The organism is Tahibacter aquaticus (assembly GCF_004363655.1).
GTDB classification, from domain to species: domain Bacteria; phylum Pseudomonadota; class Gammaproteobacteria; order Xanthomonadales; family Rhodanobacteraceae; genus Tahibacter; species Tahibacter aquaticus.
The window spans coordinates 170519-186863 of record NZ_SNZH01000015.1 but is presented as its reverse complement, the minus strand read 5'-3'; the positions used below and the strand labels follow the sequence as shown (position 1 = coordinate 186863).

Sequence of the window (16345 nt, the reverse complement as noted above, 5' to 3'; positions counted from 1 at the left end):
CAATAGAGCCGCTAGACAGCGAGATCGGTACCGCGCGACAGCGGCTCGAACGCGTCCAGTTCCGCCTTCAGGTGCGCGATCTTGTCGCGCAGCACCGCGACCGCATCCGAGCCGGCGGAAAAGCGCCGCGGCGGCGAATCCATCTGCGCCAGCTGCACCAGCACGCGGCCGAGCTCGGCCGGATCGCCCGCCTGCTGGTGATTGCGCGCATCGAAGAACTCGCGCAGCTGCTGCGACAGGGCCGCGTAGTCGGCAATCGCCGCGTCGCCGTGGCGGATCGAACTGGCGTCGAGGAAATCGGTGCGGAAATAGCCCGGCCCGACGATGGTCACGGCGATGCCGAACTGCGCCACTTCGTCGGCCAGCCCTTCGGAAAAGCCTTCGACGGCGAACTTGGTAGCGCAGTACAGCGAGGCGCCGGCCACGCCGCGGATACCGCCGACCGAACTGATATTGAGGATGCGTCCGCTGCGCTGGTGCCGCATCGCCGGCAATACCGCCCGCGTGACGTTGTACAGGCCGAACACATTGGTGGCGAACTGCTGCTGCACGGCGACGGCGGAAATTTCCTCGAACAGGCCGAGCTGGCCGTAGCCTGCGTTGTTCAGCAGCACATCGATGCGGCCGAAATGCGCGAGTGCCGCATCGACCGCAGCCTGCACTTGCGTGGGATCGGCGACGTCGAGCGCGAGCGGCAGCAGGCGCTCGCTGCCGATGCCGGCGAATTGCTTTTGCAGCGCAGCCAGATTGCGCCCGGTGGCGACGACACTGTCGCCGGCGGCCAGGGCGGCCTGCGCCGCCTGATAACCGATACCGCGGCTGCTGCCGGTGATGAACCAGATCTTCGACATGGGAAACCTCGTGGCGTTGGAGTGATGCCACGATGCGGTTTTCGGCGGCGGTAGCGGTAGATCGAAGCTGCGGGGGAATTGCCTGATTCTGGCCAAATTGACGGATCGCAGGATTTTGCCGATCAGACAAAGGCGTACCTGTAGCACCGCCGGCGCCGTGAAGTCCGGCGCCGAACTTCAGGGCGCGATCGTCAAACCGGCACTAACCTGCTCATCAGCCAGGAGGCGAGCGGTGCGGCCGGCAATGGGCCCTGCCTGGCCAACAGCCTGTCCACCGACGGCCGTTACCGCGTGTTCGCCAGCCGCGCGGCGAACCTGACCGGCTCCTCGCCGGCGAACACTGCCCAGATCTTTCGCCACGATGCACAAACCGGCCAACTGCAGCGGGTATCGGCCAATATCGGCGGCTCAGCGGGCAATGTGGAAAGTTACAACGCCGAGATCAGCGCCGAAGGCCGCCGCGTCGCTTTCATTGCCGCTGCGGCGGGCAATATCACCCCGCAGGACATCGGCAGAGGCGAGCGTCTGTATCGGTTCGACGCCGACAATGACAGCTATCGCGCTCTGACCTATTTCAATCGACCCGATACGGCCTATGAGATCACCCGGCTGCCGCGTTTTTCCACCGATGGCGAAAGCATCGGCTTCGTCTCGTCACGTAGCGATCTGGCCGACGACGGCAACAGCAATGTGCTGGACGTGTTCGTCGTCTACAGCTACGGCGATCCGATTTTCGCCGACGGCTTCCAGCAATGACGGCATGCGGCGAAAATGCGGTGCTGCCGCGTTGATCGCCGCCGGTGCCGAAATGCCAGCGGGCCGGACATGGCCGGCCCGCTGCAACCTCTGGAATGTGGGGAATTCCCCCTTATCAAGCGAAATCCGGGATTGACGTTCGGGCGAGGCCCAAGGCCTGCGCGCAGAAATCAATACAGGATTTTCGCCATGCCGCCAACGCCAAAAATCAAAGTCTGAAAGCCAGAACACCGCGCGATCTACCGCGCCTCGAACGAGTCCCGAAACACCCGATCGTTCCCCGCCGGAATCTCCACCGCCAGGCGTCCACTGACGAACTTGCGCTGGCGCGGCTCCGGCAGATCCTTGGCAATGACGCCGTCGTTGTACCAGACCGTGTCGCCGCTATCGGCCAGCAGTTCCAGCAACGTCGCGCCGGCACCGTCGAAATTGACGATGGTCTCGATACTGCCCGATGCCGCCAGTCCCGCCAGATCGACACTCAGCAACTGCGGCGCATCGGCCGCATTGCCGCTCCAGCGATACAGGCGGAAATCCGACGGCGCCACACCCGTCGCAGTCGCGGTAGGACCGGCGACGATCAGGTACTCGCCGTCGCTGCCGCGCACGATGTCGCGAATGCCGCGTCCGCCCAGATCCATCTCGACCGGTGCCGCGAAGCTGAGACTACCCGCTGCCGAGGAACCGCCCGCCGGTGCGTTCGCAATCGTGCTGCGCAGATTGGTCGCGTGCACCAGCAGTGCCTTGGTCCGTTGTGTGGTCGGCAGCAGCGGCGCGCGGAAGGCGATGAACAGGCCGTTTTCGTCCGGCGCGATGGCCAGGCCTTCGATATTGAATCCGTCGTCGCGCTCGGGCGCGATGCCGGTTGCCGCGCTGGCGGCAAGGCCAAGTGCATTGGCACCGAGACCATGGCCGTTGCTGCTGTCCCAGGCCACCAGGTCGGCACGCAGGAAATCGTAGCGCGCGACATAGCTCAGCATGGTGGCAGCGCCGCTGCCGCTGAGGCGTGTGGCAAACACGCGCTGGCGATTCGGCCGCGCCGCGCCGTTGTCTTTCTTGTTGGAATGCGAGCCGGTCCAGTAGATCAGGTCGCCGCTGCGCGCAACGCCTTCGATATCCACTTCGCGCGGCACGCCGCCGTCGATATCGGTCAGGGCCAGCGCAGCGGTGAAATCGAAACCGTTATGCGCCAGGCCGGAAGCGTCGCGCGGATACAGGCGCAGGTTCTGGCCTTCGTCGTCGGCGACCAGCATATGGTCGCCGCTGACGATCGCCGCGGATGCATCGCTGGCACCGGTGAAATGGCGCTCGGCCGCGATGCTGGAACGCGAAGCCGCATAGCTGATCACATAGCTGCCGGTCTTGTTGTCGGCATCGGTCGCGCGCAGTGTGATGCTGGCATAGCCCACGCCCTGCGGCACGATGCGCAGGGTACGCGTGGCACCGCTGCCGCTGAGTAGCAGGCCGCTGCTGTCGACCACGGTGGCATTGCTGCTGCTGGCGGTGACGACCAGCGCTGCCGCATCGCCATCGCTGTCGCTGAAATTCAGCGCGATGCCGGCGACGGCAGCCGGATCGGTCGCATCGCCGATGGTGCCGGCGACGGCCCCGGCAGCATTCACCGCCAGGTCGAGGCGCGGCGTGGTATTGGCCACGTCGATCGTCACCACCGGCGTGCCGGCCGAGGTATTGCAGGGATCGAAGTCGAACTGGCGGCGCTCGCTGCGGCCGGGACTGCCGATGGCGCCGCCACCGGATGCGCGGGAATTCTCCACATCCGCAAGACTGGACAAAGTCCACTGCAGGATGGCATCCTGGCCCAGGCCGGCGGCGGAAACCCAGCCGCTCTTGTCCTTGGTGCGTATCGATCCGGCAATGCCCTGGTCGTTATAGGTCAGGCGATCGACGCGCTGGTTGGCCGCATCGTAGAGATTGATCTGGTCGGCACGGCCCAGGCCGGTGGTATTGCCACCGATCACCTTCACGCCGCTGCACAGGTTCCAGGCACTGCGGAACGCCGCGGCCGTGCTGTCGGTGAACAGCACCGACTCGCCCGGCTGCACCGTACCGAAAGCGCCCAGACCGACGGTGCCGGGCGCATTGCTGTCGTCGTCGAAACTCCAGCCGCTCATGTCGACTGCTGTTGCACCGACATTGGTGAATTCGACAAACTCGCCATCCGGGCCGTCGTACATGAATTCGGTGATGCGCATCTGCGCGTTGGCGCACGCGGCAACAGTGGCGAAGCTGGCGCAGAGCGCGAGCAGTAGCGGCTTCTTCATGCGATCCCCTGGATTCGGCGGCAATAAGCCGCGCAGTGTGGCCAGGCGCAATGACGCGTTCGTTACAGCGGTCACACGGGCATTAACGTCCACGTTACGCAGGCAGTGCCGGGGCTGGGCCAGAATTCCGAGTCGTGCGGCGCTTTGGCTGCACTTTCGGCTGTGGAGTGCTGCATTGTTCTCAGGTTTCGCGAAATCCATCACGCTTTGCGCCGCGGCGCTCGCTGCTCCCTCGCTCGCGCTTGCGGGCCCTGTCGCCGATCGCATCGCCACGACCGGCTTTACGTTGCCGGCCACGGGCAGCGGCACCTCATCCAGCTACTGTGTCGGCGGTTTCTGCAGCATAGGCCCGCGCCTGTATCTGGCGCCGCGCAGCGACGGCAGCTATTGGCTGGGCTGGAGCGGCAGCGACGGCGGCGGCCGCATCAGCCTGCTCAGTGGCAGCAGCATCGCCAGCACCTTTGTCTTTGCCGGCGAAGAAATCCGCGGACTCATCGCCCACGACGACGGCAGTTTCGCCGCGCTGCTGCGGCGCAGTGCTGACAACACGCTGCGCCTGAGCCGGCGCAGCGCGAGCAATGCACAGGTGTTTTCCACGGCGATCACGAACTCCGTCGCGATCGTGCAGCAGAACACCGGCGATGCACGCCTGGCCTATGGCAACGGGCGCTATGCCGCGTATTTCTCCGTACATGGATCGGTCGGTGACTACGACGGCCACGAAGGCGACCAGCTGACCTATCTCAACGATGCCGGCGGTATTGTCAGCGGCGGCTGGAACTGGGGCTGCTCGCACCAGATGGCCGGCCTGGTCGGCTACCACGCCGGCATGAATACCTTCAGCGCGATCTGCATGTCCGATTGTTATGCGAGCAAAGGCATTCTGTACAACAACAGTCGCAACCTGTTTGCCGTCGATGGCGGTTGCAATGGCACGGTCTGGGGCCAGTTCGGCCAGCTGGCCGCGGCCGACAGCAGCTGGAAACTCGCCTTCGTCGCACAGGACCGGCCCAGCTATCCCGCCCAGGGCGTAGGCCTGCTCAACTTCACCGCGACGGCCGCGGTGACACCGTCGGTAAAGTGGCTGACCAATACCACGGGCACCAGCGAACGCGATCCGGTGCTGGCGCGCATCGGCACCACATCGCCGGAACGGTTCCTGGTGGGCTGGCGCGAAAGCGCGGCGTTCAAGCTGGGCGTCATCGATGCGGCGGGCAATTTCACCGTTGCGCTGGAGACAGTCGCCGGCATCGGCTGGGGCAATCGCGACGAATCCTTGCGCAGCGCCCCGGGCGGCAAAGTGGCCTGGGTTTCATTGCCGGCGAATTCCACTAGTCTGAAATTGCATGTGTACAGCGGTGGTGCCGGGGATGCGATTTTTACGGGAGGTTTTCAGTAGGGGCATAGTCATCGTCCCGAGCGCCGACGGCAGCGAGCCTGTGCGCATCACGATGCGGACGCTATAGCCCTCGTCTCCCCACAGCTTGGAAGAGAGGAAGCTATAGCGACGCAACCGTTCAGCACTCTGCGCCACCGTTGTCGGTGAAGAAGCCCATCGATCCAGCGGCACTATTTCCCCGCCGCATGCCGCGCAAACAGATGCTTCAGCGGCGACAGCGCATTCACCGCCCGCAAGCCCAGGCCGCGCGCAAACACGACGGGTTCGAACTCGCTGCGGAACAGGCGATTGATGCCGTCCATGCCCCAGGCCGAAACGGTGTTGTCGCTGCGCCGGCGCCGTTCGTAGCGGCGCAGCACGGTATCGCTGCCGATGTCGCGGCCGAGGTCCTGCGCCTGCATCACCGCCTCGACCAAGGCGCTGACATCGCGCAGGCCGAGGTTGACGCCCTGCCCACCCAGCGGATGCACGACGTGCGCCGCATCGCCAGCCAGGGCGAAGCGCGGTGCGATATAGCGTTCGGCCAGCAGCAGGCGCAGCGGGAATTCCGCCCGCGCCGAGGTGGAAAGTATCGGGCCGAGGCGGAAGTCGAAGGCGCAGCCGAGTTCGCGCAAGAATTCCACTTCGGGCATTTCGCGCAGTTCGCGGCATTGTTGCGGCGGCAGCGACCAGACGATGGAACAGCGTCCGTCGGCCAGCGGCAGGAAAGCCAGGCTGCCGCTGGGCAGGAAGCGCTGCCAGGCGGTGTCTTCGTGGGCGCGTTCGGTCTGCACATGCGCGACCAGGGCATGCTGGTCGTAGACATGGCCGCCGGCGCCGATGCCGAGCATTGCCCGCAGCGGCGAGGCGCCACCGTCGGCGGCAATCACGACACGGGCCTGGACCTTGCTGTCGTCGTCCAGGCGCAGGCTGCGTGCTTCGCCCTCGTCTTCGGTCGCCACGACGCGGCCGGGGCAGCGCAGCGCGACACCGCTTTCGTTTTCCAGTGCCTGCCACAGGCAGTGCTGGATCAGGCGGTTTTCCACGATCCAGCCCAGTTCGCTGCCGCCTTCCTGCGCGGCGTCGAAATCGAGGCGGGCGCCGTTGCCGCTGTCCCAGACGTGCATATGCCGGTACGCCGCCGCGCGCGCGGCACGGATGCGCGGCCACACGCCCAGATCGTCGAACAGATCGATGCTCGACGGCGCCAGCGCGACCACGCGCAGATCGACTTCGTCGGCGGCGCTCCAGGCGGGCGGCGCACGTTCCTCGACCAGGGCGACGCGCAGGCCACGCCGGGCCAGGGCCAGCGCCGTCGCGCTGCCGACCATGCCGGCGCCGACGACGGCGATATCGAACAGCTTGCGCGATCTCATGGACGTGCTCCGAGTGCATAGGCGGTAGGTGGACCGCGGAAACCCATGCCGCGGCGCGCGATGGCATCGCCCAGGCCGGGCAGGCCGTCGGCCAGCAGCAGGCCGAGGCTGCGCAGCGGCGCAAGTGCGGCCGACGGATGGCAGGCCAGGCGCACCAGGCCGTCGCTGAAGGCAAGTACGCCGTCGCGGTCTTCGCGACGCTGCTGCGCATAGGCCTGCAGCAGATCGACGGCACCGGGGTCGCCGCCGCGGCGCTGTTGCGCGATGAGCGACTGGGCCAGGTTCAGCGCATCGCGCAGGCCGAGGTTGAAGCCTTGCGCACCGATGGGGTGGATGGTCTGCGCCGCATTGCCGATCAGCACGCAGCGCGGCGCGACCAGGCTGCGCGCGACGACGCGGCGGATGGTGTGCGCGCTGCGCCTGCCGACGCGGCTGAAGCGGCCGGCGCGCCAGCCGAAACGCTGCTGCGCGTAGGCAAGGAATTGCGTGTCGTCGAAGGCCTGCACGGCGGCGGCTTCGGCATGCGCCAAGCTCAGCACCAGGCCGGCGCGGCGCTCGGCCAGCGGCAGCAGGGCCAGCGGCCCGCTGTCGCTGAAGCGTTCGTAGGCCAGGCCGGCCAGGTCGCGCTCGGGCTTGAGCGAACAGACGACCAGGGTCTGGCCGTAGTCAGTGTCGTCGGTGCCGATGCCGGCCAGCGCGCGCACGCGCGACGGCGTGCCGTCGGCGCCGATCAGCAGGCGCGTGGTGATCGACTGCTCGTCCTGCCCACTGCGCAGGCGCAGGGCGACGTGGTCGGCCGCGGCTACCGCATCCAGCAGCTCGGCCGGCTGGTAGCGTTGTATCCCTGTGCATTGCTGCATTTCTTGCGCCAGCGCGGCGCCGAGTTCGCGCGCGGGAATCACCGCGCCGAAGGCGTCCAGTCCCTGGCGCCGGGCATCCAGGCGCAGGCTGCCGAATTCGCCCGCGCGGCTGATATGGATGCGCCGTATCGGGCTGGCCGTGGCGGCCAGATGACGCCAGACGCCCAGGCTGTCCAGGGCGACGGTACTCGCCCGGGCCAGGGCGAGATTGCGTTCGTCTTCGCGCGGCTGCGCGTGCTCGCGCGGCGCGGCGGCTTCGATCAAGGCCAGTTTCAGGCCGCTGTCGTGCAAGGCGATGGCGAGGCTGGAGCCGACCAGGCCGCTGCCGACCAGGGTTACGTCATAGTGCGCTGTCATCGGCCAATGATAAGCGGCACGGGCCGCGGCAGGCGCAAGCGCCTACTGAGGCGGGGTGACGCAGCGGCATATGCGTTGACGCTGGCAGACCCGGCTTCTACGCTCGCCGTCCCTCCTGGGAAGGTCCGCATGATCCCGCTGCTGCGCCTGTTCGCCACCGCCGTGACGTTTCTGACGCGGCTGCCGCTGGCGCGCTGGAGTTATGCCGAACCGGAACGCCTGGCCCAGGCCTCGGTGTTCTTTCCGCTGGTCGGTGCCGTCGTCGCCGCCATCGCGGCGGGCGCGGCCTGGCTGTCGCTGCAGTTGCTGCCGCCTGCGCTGGCGCCCTGGTGCGCGCTGGCTACGGCGATTGCCGTGACCGGCGGCTTCCACGAAGACGGCCTGGCCGATACGGCCGACGGCCTGGGTGGCGGTTTCAGCCGCGAACGCAAGCTGGAGATCATGCGCGACAGCCGCATCGGCAGTTATGCCGGGCTGGCCCTGATCGTGGTGCTGGGCGGCAAGTACCTGGCACTGGCGCAGCTGAGCCCGGCCAACCTGTTCCTTGCCCTGGGCCTGGGCCACGTGCTGGCGCGCTGGAGCGTGTTGCCGCTGGCCGCCCTGCTGCCGTATGCGCGCGAAGGTGCCGCGGCGAACAAACCCGTGGCTGACGGCATAGGCGCACGCCAGGTCATCGCGGCTACGCTGCTCAGCGCAGCCCTGGTTGCCGCGGCCGGCTGGCTGGCCGTGCTGGCGGCGCTGGTCAGCCTGATCGTGGTCGCGCTGGCGGGGCTGTATTTCCGCCGCCAGCTCGGCGGCATTACCGGCGACACCCTGGGTGCGGCGAACCAGTTCGTCGAACTGGCCTGTTACCTGGCCGTAGCGGGAGCACAGCGATGGACCTGATCCTGGTACGCCACGGCGATTCGGAAGCCACACCCGGCCTGTGCATAGGCCAGACCGACGTGGCCCTGTCCAGCGAAGGTTTCCTGTCCATCCAGCGCCTGGCTGCGCATTGGCAAGGTTCGGCGCCGCGTTTCCTGTTCTGCAGCGATCTGCGCCGGGCGCAGCAGTCGGCGCAGATCTTCGCCGCGCGCTTCGCCATCGAACCACTGGCCGATCCGCGCCTGCGCGAGCTGGACCTGGGCGAATGGGACGGCGAACGCTGGGACGCCATCGCTGCCAAGGATCCGGTGCGCTATCGCCACTGGGCCGACAACTGGGTGATCCAGGAAGCGCCCGGTGGCGAGAGTTTCAGCGACGTGATCCGCCGCACGGGCGCCTGGCTGGCGTCCCTGCTCGGCTCTATGGCGGACGACGATCTCGTGCTGACGGTGGCACATGCAGGCTCGATCCGCGCCCTGCTCTGCCATGCCCTGGGACTGCCGCCGGCCAAGGCCTTCGCGATCGGCCTGGGCCATGCCCGCGCCAGCCGTATCCGCTATCGCATGGGACAGTTTGAAGTAAGCTACACGAATGCCTCGCGCTTCGAAGCCGATGCCTGAGCGTCGCAGCGCTGCCGCCGGCCGGTTCCGTCGCCGCGGCACCACAAATCTCATTGGAAACCTTTCCACTCGCACCCAACCGGCCGCGTAGCTGCCGCCATTCCGAGACCTTCCGACACCCATGGGCAACCGACTTTCCAAGATCTATACCCGCACCGGCGACGACGGCAGCACCGGCCTGGGCGACGGCTCGCGCGTGCGCAAGGATTCGGCCCGGGTCAATGCCTATGGCACCGTGGACGAACTCAACAGCACCATCGGCATGCTGCTGGCGCAGGACATGGACGAAGCCATGCGCGAATGCCTGGTACAGGTGCAGCACGACCTGTTCGATCTCGGCGGCGAGCTGTGCATACCGGGCATGGCCATGGTGTTCGACGACGACATCACGCGCCTTGAAAATGTGCTCGATTCCTTCAACGCCGACCTGCCGCCGCTGAAAGACTTCATCCTGCCCGGCGGCGGCATGGCCGCAGCGACCTGTCACCTGGCGCGCACCGTCTGCCGCCGCGCCGAGCGCGAAGTGGTGACCCTGGGCCAGCTGGAAGAAATCCGGCCCGAGGCGACGCGCTATCTGAACCGCCTGTCCGACCTGCTGTTCGTGCTGGCCCGCGTACTCGCCCGCGCCAGCGGCCACGGCGAGGTGCTGTGGCAGCACGAGCGGCGCAAGAAGCCCAAGGCCTGACCAGCGAGGACAGCCGCCGCCATGCAACTCGCTCTGTATACCCACGCCAGCTGCCTGCGCCATGAGCCCGGCGCCGGCCATCCGGAATCGCCGGCACGCCTGAAAGCCGTGCTGGAAGCGCTGGACACCGACCGCTTTGCCGGCGTCGACCGCATCGAAGCGCCGCGCGCCACGCGCGAACAGTTGCTGCGCGCGCACAGCCCGGGCCAGGTCGAAGCCGTCTTCGCCCAGGCACCGCAGGAAGGCGACGTACGCATCGACGCCGACACGGTGATGAGCACGGGCTCGCTCGAAGCCGCCCTGCGTGCAGCCGGCGCCGTCTGCGCCGCGGTCGACGCGGTGATCGACGCACAGCACGAACGCGCCTTCTGCGCCGTGCGCCCGCCCGGCCACCACGCCACGCATGCACAGGCCATGGGTTTTTGCCTTTTCAACAATGTTGCCATTGGCGCTACGCATGCATTGGCCCGCGGGCTGCAGCGCGTCGCCATCGTCGATTTCGATGTCCACCACGGCAACGGCAGCCAGGACATCTTCGAGAACGAGGCGCGCGTGCTGTACGCCTCCACCCACGAAATGCCGCTGTATCCCGGCAGCGGCCTGCGCCGCGAGACCGGCGTGGGCAATATCGTCAACGAGCCGCTGCCATCGGGCGGTGGCAGCGGCGAATTCCGCACGGCCTATCGCGAACGCATCCTGCCCGCGCTGAATGCATTCAAGCCGCAGCTGCTGCTGATTTCCGCCGGCTTCGACGCGCACAAGCTCGACCCGCTGGCCAATCTCAACCTCGACGCCGAGGACTACGCCTGGGTCACGCAGGAATTGCTGGACATTGCGCGCAAGCATGCGCGCGGCCGCGTCGTATCCACGCTGGAAGGCGGCTACAGCCTGACTGCGCTGCGCCAGTCGGTGCAGGCGCATGTGGCCGCGCTGCTGGACTGACCCACACCTGACAGTTTTGTGCCTGCGACTGCGTCCTTGGCGACGAACCCCGCGCTGCTGCGGGGACGTCACGAGGTTACGTTCATGGTTCGCCGCTTGCTGGGCTTGTTTGCGTTGCTGTTGACCCTGGCGGCGAACCGCCCGGCCCAGGCCTTGCAATTGCCGTGGTTCGACGGCGTGTTCAAGAGCATAGGCACGAACATCGCCTGCGTCAGCGATCCGCCCATCCTGCAGACGCGGGTACAGGCCTATACCGGCTATACCTTGCTGCCGCCGAACCTGACGCCGGCCATCGGCGAAGTGTTCTATACCCACCTGATCATCAGCCACCCGGGCAATCCCTGCGGCGGCAGCGTGATCGGCCTGGAACTGCTGCTGCCCAACGGCATCACACCGGCCATCTCGACCGACAACCCCGCCTTCTGCTTCGCCCGCGTGCCGAACGGCCCGCGCCTGATCAACCTGGGCAACGATTCGGGCTATGGCTGTCCGCAGCAGCTGAGCCAGGGGCTGGAGGGCTATGCCATCCGCGCACCGCGCAATACCGCCGAGGGTGGCGCCTGGCGCTCGGCACAAGGTATCTGGCTGGAATTCCTCATACCGGTGGTGTCCAGCGTGCCGCAGGCAGGCGACCAGCAGATCCGGTACCGCGTGAATCCGGATATCGGTGTGGTGGGCTATCCGTCGGTGCCGGTGATAGTGAACAACGATGTGGTGTTCCGCACGTCCAACGAGGGCAATGTGTTGTCGCTGGACGTGTGTTCGCTGACGCCGGTGGCGCAGGGGTGTTGAAGCGTTTTTGCGGGGCTTGAGCGGGAATGGCAGGCGGGATGGCGTGTGCCGACCGCTGCTCGCGCCTGGGCTGATCGGCGAAATTCGTGTGGCAAGGCTCGCCCCTTGCCCCAGCCCTTTACCCGGCCGTGTCGAAGGAGAAGGAACACCGCCTGGCCCTCTCCTCCAAACGTGTTTGGCGGAGAGGGCTGCCGCTCAAATCAACCTCGACGACTGGTTGTAGCGACACAGCAACACTCAGGTCAGCTTTTCCCAGCTTCATCGGCAGCCGCAAACCCTAGCGCCGCCGAATTGATGCAATACCTCAGCCCCGTAGGCTTGGGCCCGTCCGGAAACACATGCCCCAGGTGCGACTCGCAGCGGGCGCAACGCACCTCGACGCGGCGCATGCCATGGGTTTCGTCGACATGCTCGCTCACCGCCGCCGCCTGCAGCGGCTGGAAATAGCTGGGCCAGCCACTGCCCGAGTCGTATTTGCTGTCCGAACCGAACAGTTCGGCCTGGCAGGCGGCGCAGTGGTAGATGCCGCGTTCGTGGTGATCCCAGTACTGGCCGGTAAATGCCCGCTCGGTGGCCGAGCAGCGGCAGATGGCGTACTGCTCGGGGGTCAGTTCTTCACGCCATTCGGCGTCGGTCTTTTCGATCTTGGTATTCATGGTTGCTCCGAAATAGGGCCGTACGGCTGAACCTCAAGCAAGCAAGATCAAGCACTTGCCAATGTGCCGATTGCTGCCATGGTCGGCTTTCGGGCATCTTACGCGCCTCACCCGTCTGCCAAAGACCTGACCGTGCCGCGCAATCTTTCGCGTACTCCCCGCCTGCGCCTGCTGGTGCAGGCCACCGTACTGTGTCTGTACGGCCTGAATGCCCATGCCGCCAAGCCCGCGGCCTGCCTGCCGGGCAGCGATCAATGCCCGCGCAAATCCGACGATTTCAGCCTGTGCAAGCCGAACGCGCTGCTGGCGTTCTATGTGCCCGGCCTGCCGACCAGCGGCGTGCGCGAACAGGCCGAGACCGATTTCAGCGCAGACCGATTCCAGTCCGCCGACACCACGAAGTACGTATTGCAGGGCAAGGCGCGCATCCAGCGCCTGGACCAGCTGATCCAGTCCGACGAGCTGACCTACTGGACCGAAACCACGGCTTGGCTCGCCACCGGCAATGTGCGCTACCAGGACAGCAGCATGCTGCTGTCGGCCAGCAAGGCTCAGGGCAAGACCACGCCGAGCACCGCCGTGCTGGACGACGCGCGCTTCCAGATGCTCACGTCGCGCGGCAACGGCAGCGCGGCCCAGGCCGAACTGCTCGACGACGAGCACGCGCACATGAAGATGGTGCGCTTCTCCACCTGCGATCCCGACCAGCCCAGCTGGGAGATCCGCGCCAAGGACCTGAACATCGACCAGGCCGAAGGCATCGCCCGCGGCCATGATGTCACCCTGCGTGTCGGCGACGTGCCGGTGCTGTGGCTGCCGTATGCGCGCTTTCCCACCGACGACCGGCGCCAGAGCGGCTTCCTCTATCCGAGCTTCGGCTTCAACGGCAACAGCGGCCTCGATTTCACCCTGCCGTATTACTTCAACCTGGCCGAGAACTACGACCTGACCCTGTTCCCGCGCCTGGTCACCCAGCGCGGCTTCATGGCCGGCGCCGAATTCCGCTACCTCACCGACAGCAGCCGCGGCCAGATCGACGGCAGCTGGATGTCGAACGACCGCCGCGCCGAGCGCGAACGCGGCGCCTGGCATTGGGACAACTTCACCTCGATCTCGTCGAACTGGAATTTCACCGCCAATATCAACGGCGTGTCGGACAAACGCTATTTCGAGGACTTCGGCGACAGCCTGTCCTCGGTCGCCACCAGCCTGCTGCCGTCCAGTGCCTACCTCAACGGCCGCGGCCGCGGCTGGAGCGCCAGCATCGGCGGCGACAAGTACCAGATCACCGATCCCACCCTGTCCGACCAGTTCGAACCTTACCGGCGCCTGCCTCGCGCCACCTTCGAAGGCGATTTCGGCCTGCTCGGCAGCCTGCGCGGCGGCGTGAAGTCGGAATTCGTCGCCTTCGACAAGGATTGCTTCACGATCGACGGCACGCGCACCTGCCCGACCACCGGCCAGCGCCTGGACCTGTACCCGTACCTGAGCCTGCCCATGGAAGGCGCGTCGTGGTTCCTGCGCCCCGAATTCGGCGTACGCCACACGCGTTACGACGTGCAGACCGAGCTGGCCGACGGCAGCCGCCGGAAAGCCTCGCCCGACCGCACCACGCCGATCAGCAGCCTGGACATGGGCCTGGTGTTCGAACGCGACGCCAACCTGTTCGGCAAGAGCTATACCCAGACGCTGGAACCGCGCCTGTTCTACCTCTACGTGCCCTACCGCAACCAGGACCAGCTGCCGCTGTTCGACGCACAGTTGCTGAGCTTCGACTTCCCGCAGCTGTTCACCACCAATCGCTATACCGGCGCCGACCGCCAGATGGACGCGAACAACCTGACCGCCGCCGTCACTACGCGCCTGCTGGAAAGCGCGACCGGTACCGAGCGCCTGTCGGCCAGCCTGGGCCAGATCCGCTATTTCGACGACCAGCGCGTACAGCTGTACGGCGCACCGACGCGCTATTCCGGCTCGGACTACGTAGCCGAACTGGACGTGCATCTGAACGACCGCTGGCGCCTGCGCGTAGCCGACCAGTGGGACCCGAACAACGACCGCACCGACCTGTCGGCCATCAGCGTGCAGCGCAAGTTCCTCGGCGACGGCGTGCTGAACCTGTCGTACCGCTACCGCCGCGATTTCCTCGAACAGACCGACATTTCGGCGCTGATACCGCTGAATGACAAATGGCGCCTGATCGGCCGCTGGAATTATTCCCTGCGCGACCGCAAGCCGCTGGAAACCCTGTTCGGCGTGGAGCGCGACTCCTGCTGCGTGGTCTGGCGCCTGCTCGCGCGGCACTACCTGCGCGATGCCAGCGGCGAGGCCAACGACGCCCTGTACTTCGAAATGGAGCTGAAGGGCCTGGGCGCGATCGGCCAGAAAACCGGCGATTTCCTGCGCCGTGGTATCCTCGGCTATCAATAAAACGGTTCGGTGCCTGACCGTTCAGGCACCAGTCCAGGGCGACGTGCACACTCGTCGCCCGATCGCGGAGCCGGTTCCGGCCCGCGCTATTCCAAAGCTCTTCACGGACCTGCGATGAACAAGCCTGCGCTCGCGTTTGCCCTGCTGATCACTCTGTTCTCGGCCGCGGCGCCGGCCCAATTCCTCGCCCCACCCGCTGCGCAGACGCCGAACCCGGCGGCCCAGCAGCCGGTACGCGACGACGGCTCCCTCGACCGCATCGTGGCCATCGTCGACGAAGACGTGGTGTTGCAAAGCGAGCTGGACCGCGCCGTCACCCAGGTGCTGGCCCAGTACCAGCGCAATCCGCAACAGCTGCCGCCCCGCAATATCCTCGAACGCCAGGTACTCGACCGCCTGATCATGACCCGCCTGCAGGTCGCGAAGGCCAGCCAGACCGGCGTGCGCATCGGCGACGTGGAAATCGAACAAGCCATCGGCAATATCGCGCGCAGCAACAAGATGGACGTCGACCAGCTGCGCACGGCCATCGCCCGCGACGGCCTCAGCTACGAAGAATTCCGCCGCAACCTGCGCGACGAGCTGACCACCCAGCGCCTGCGCCAGCGCGTCGCCCAGTCGGCCCAGGTCAGCGACGCCGAAATCGACATCATGCTCGCCAGCAACAGCCTGAAGACCGGCGAAGTGCGCCTGTCGCACATCCTGGTCGGCGTGCCCGACGGCGCCAGCGCCGAACAGATCTCGGCCGCTCGCGAGAAAGCCGAGAAAGTGCGCCGCGACATCGAAAGCACGGGCGACTTCACCGCCGTGGCCATGCGTTCCTCCGATGCCGGCGACGCCCTCGAAGGCGGCGACCTGGGCTGGCGCCGCTACGACCAGGTACCGGAAGTGTTCTCCGACCTGCTGCAGGGCATGAGCGTAGGCCAGGTTTCCCAGGCCGTGCGCGGCCCCAGCGGCTTCCACATCCTCAAGCTGGTGGAAAAGCGCGAGCAGGGCACGCAGATGGTCACCGAGTTCCACGCCCAGCACATGATGATCAAGGTCACCGAACTGGTCGGCGAAGCCGAGGCGGAAAAGAAGATCAAGGATCTGCGCCGCCGCGTCGAATCCGGCGAAGATTTCGCCGCACTGGCCAAGGCCAATTCCGAAGACAACACCAGCGCCAACGCCGGCGGCGACATGGGCTGGTTCCCGATCGACACCTACGGTCCGCAAGTCGGCGAAGTGATCAGCCAGCTCAAGGACGGCGAACTGAGCCAGCCGTTCCGCAGCAATGTCGGCTTCCACTTCGTCAAGCGCCTGGGCATGCGCGAACTCGACCGCACCGCCGACGCGCGCCGCGCCCAGGCGCGCGAAGCGATCCAGCAGCGCAAGGCCGAGGACGAGTACGAAAACCTCATGCGCCAGCTCAAGTCCGAGGCCTATATCGAATACCGCCTGGCCGGTTTCGATACCAAGGGCGAGCCCAAGACCGGCAGCTGAGGCAACACCGCATT

At 66.5% G+C, this 16345-nt stretch carries 14 protein-coding genes; 9 read left to right on the top strand and 5 right to left on the bottom strand.

Features of this window, described 5'->3' with window-relative positions; all coding sequences use genetic code 11:
- Window positions 1-11: 11 nt before the first annotated feature.
- On the bottom strand, window positions 12-851 hold the full coding sequence (locus DFR29_RS21820) for an oxidoreductase (RefSeq protein ID WP_133820764.1): 840 nt from the start codon (window positions 849-851) through the stop codon (window positions 12-14).
- 291 nt (window positions 852-1142) lie between these two features.
- On the opposite strand from DFR29_RS21820, the gene DFR29_RS21815 reads away from it, so the two are divergent.
- Window positions 1143-1607, top strand: a complete 465-nt coding sequence (locus DFR29_RS21815; protein WP_133820763.1) for a hypothetical protein — start codon at window positions 1143-1145, stop codon at window positions 1605-1607.
- A gap of 239 nt (window positions 1608-1846) precedes the next feature.
- Here the strand turns inward: DFR29_RS21815 and DFR29_RS21810 are convergent, their stop codons facing one another.
- The gene (locus DFR29_RS21810; protein ID WP_166654264.1) at window positions 1847-3889 is read right to left on the bottom strand and encodes a DUF3616 domain-containing protein; all 2043 of its coding nucleotides are present in this window, start codon (window positions 3887-3889) and stop codon (window positions 1847-1849) included.
- Between the two features lie 175 nt (window positions 3890-4064).
- Between DFR29_RS21810 and DFR29_RS21805 the strand changes: the two genes are divergently transcribed.
- Window positions 4065-5288 (top strand): hypothetical protein, encoded by a 1224-nt coding sequence (locus tag DFR29_RS21805; RefSeq protein WP_166654263.1) that lies wholly within the window; start codon window positions 4065-4067, stop codon window positions 5286-5288.
- Window positions 5289-5458: 170 nt separating this feature from the next.
- Here the strand turns inward: DFR29_RS21805 and DFR29_RS21800 are convergent, their stop codons facing one another.
- Both DFR29_RS21800 and ubiH read right to left on the bottom strand, forming a co-directional pair.
- Window positions 5459-6643, bottom strand: coding sequence for a UbiH/UbiF/VisC/COQ6 family ubiquinone biosynthesis hydroxylase (locus tag DFR29_RS21800; protein WP_133820760.1), 1185 nt, complete (start codon window positions 6641-6643; stop codon window positions 5459-5461).
- Complete coding sequence (ubiH, locus tag DFR29_RS21795; protein ID WP_133820759.1) at window positions 6640-7860, bottom strand: 2-octaprenyl-6-methoxyphenyl hydroxylase; 1221 nt, start codon at window positions 7858-7860, stop codon at window positions 6640-6642. The genes DFR29_RS21800 and ubiH overlap by 4 nt, the downstream gene beginning before the upstream one ends.
- Window positions 7861-7989: 129 nt before the next feature.
- Here ubiH and cobS point away from each other — a divergent pair, with 129 nt between their 5' ends.
- From cobS to DFR29_RS21770, 5 genes are all read left to right on the top strand, one after another.
- Window positions 7990-8745 carry an adenosylcobinamide-GDP ribazoletransferase gene (cobS, locus tag DFR29_RS21790; protein WP_166654262.1) on the top strand — a complete coding sequence of 252 codons (756 nt, stop codon included), beginning with the start codon at window positions 7990-7992 and terminating at the stop codon, window positions 8743-8745.
- Window positions 8736-9344 carry a histidine phosphatase family protein gene (locus DFR29_RS21785; RefSeq protein ID WP_133820757.1) on the top strand — a complete coding sequence of 203 codons (609 nt, stop codon included), beginning with the start codon at window positions 8736-8738 and terminating at the stop codon, window positions 9342-9344. The genes cobS and DFR29_RS21785 overlap by 10 nt, the downstream gene beginning before the upstream one ends.
- Before the next feature lie 121 nt (window positions 9345-9465).
- Entirely contained in the window at window positions 9466-10029 is a 564-nt protein-coding gene (locus tag DFR29_RS21780; protein WP_133820756.1) for a cob(I)yrinic acid a,c-diamide adenosyltransferase, read from the top strand.
- A 21-nt stretch (window positions 10030-10050) separates the two neighbouring features.
- A complete protein-coding gene (locus tag DFR29_RS21775) occupies window positions 10051-10971 on the top strand; it encodes a histone deacetylase family protein (protein ID WP_133820755.1) in 921 nt (306 codons plus the stop codon).
- Window positions 10972-11055: 84 nt separating this feature from the next.
- Window positions 11056-11763 (top strand): hypothetical protein, encoded by a 708-nt coding sequence (locus DFR29_RS21770; protein WP_133820754.1) that lies wholly within the window; start codon window positions 11056-11058, stop codon window positions 11761-11763.
- 242 nt (window positions 11764-12005) lie between these two features.
- Here DFR29_RS21770 and msrB read toward each other — a convergent pair whose 3' ends face one another.
- Window positions 12006-12419 carry a peptide-methionine (R)-S-oxide reductase MsrB gene (gene msrB, locus DFR29_RS21765; protein WP_133820753.1) on the bottom strand — a complete coding sequence of 138 codons (414 nt, stop codon included), beginning with the start codon at window positions 12417-12419 and terminating at the stop codon, window positions 12006-12008.
- A gap of 132 nt (window positions 12420-12551) precedes the next feature.
- Between msrB and lptD the strand changes: the two genes are divergently transcribed.
- Together lptD and DFR29_RS21755 are read left to right on the top strand one after the other, a co-directional pair.
- Window positions 12552-14849, top strand: a complete 2298-nt coding sequence (gene lptD, locus DFR29_RS21760) for an LPS assembly protein LptD (protein WP_133820752.1) — start codon at window positions 12552-12554, stop codon at window positions 14847-14849.
- A gap of 114 nt (window positions 14850-14963) precedes the next feature.
- The gene (locus DFR29_RS21755) at window positions 14964-16331 is read left to right on the top strand and encodes a peptidylprolyl isomerase (RefSeq protein ID WP_133820751.1); all 1368 of its coding nucleotides are present in this window, start codon (window positions 14964-14966) and stop codon (window positions 16329-16331) included.
- Window positions 16332-16345 lie beyond the last annotated feature (14 nt).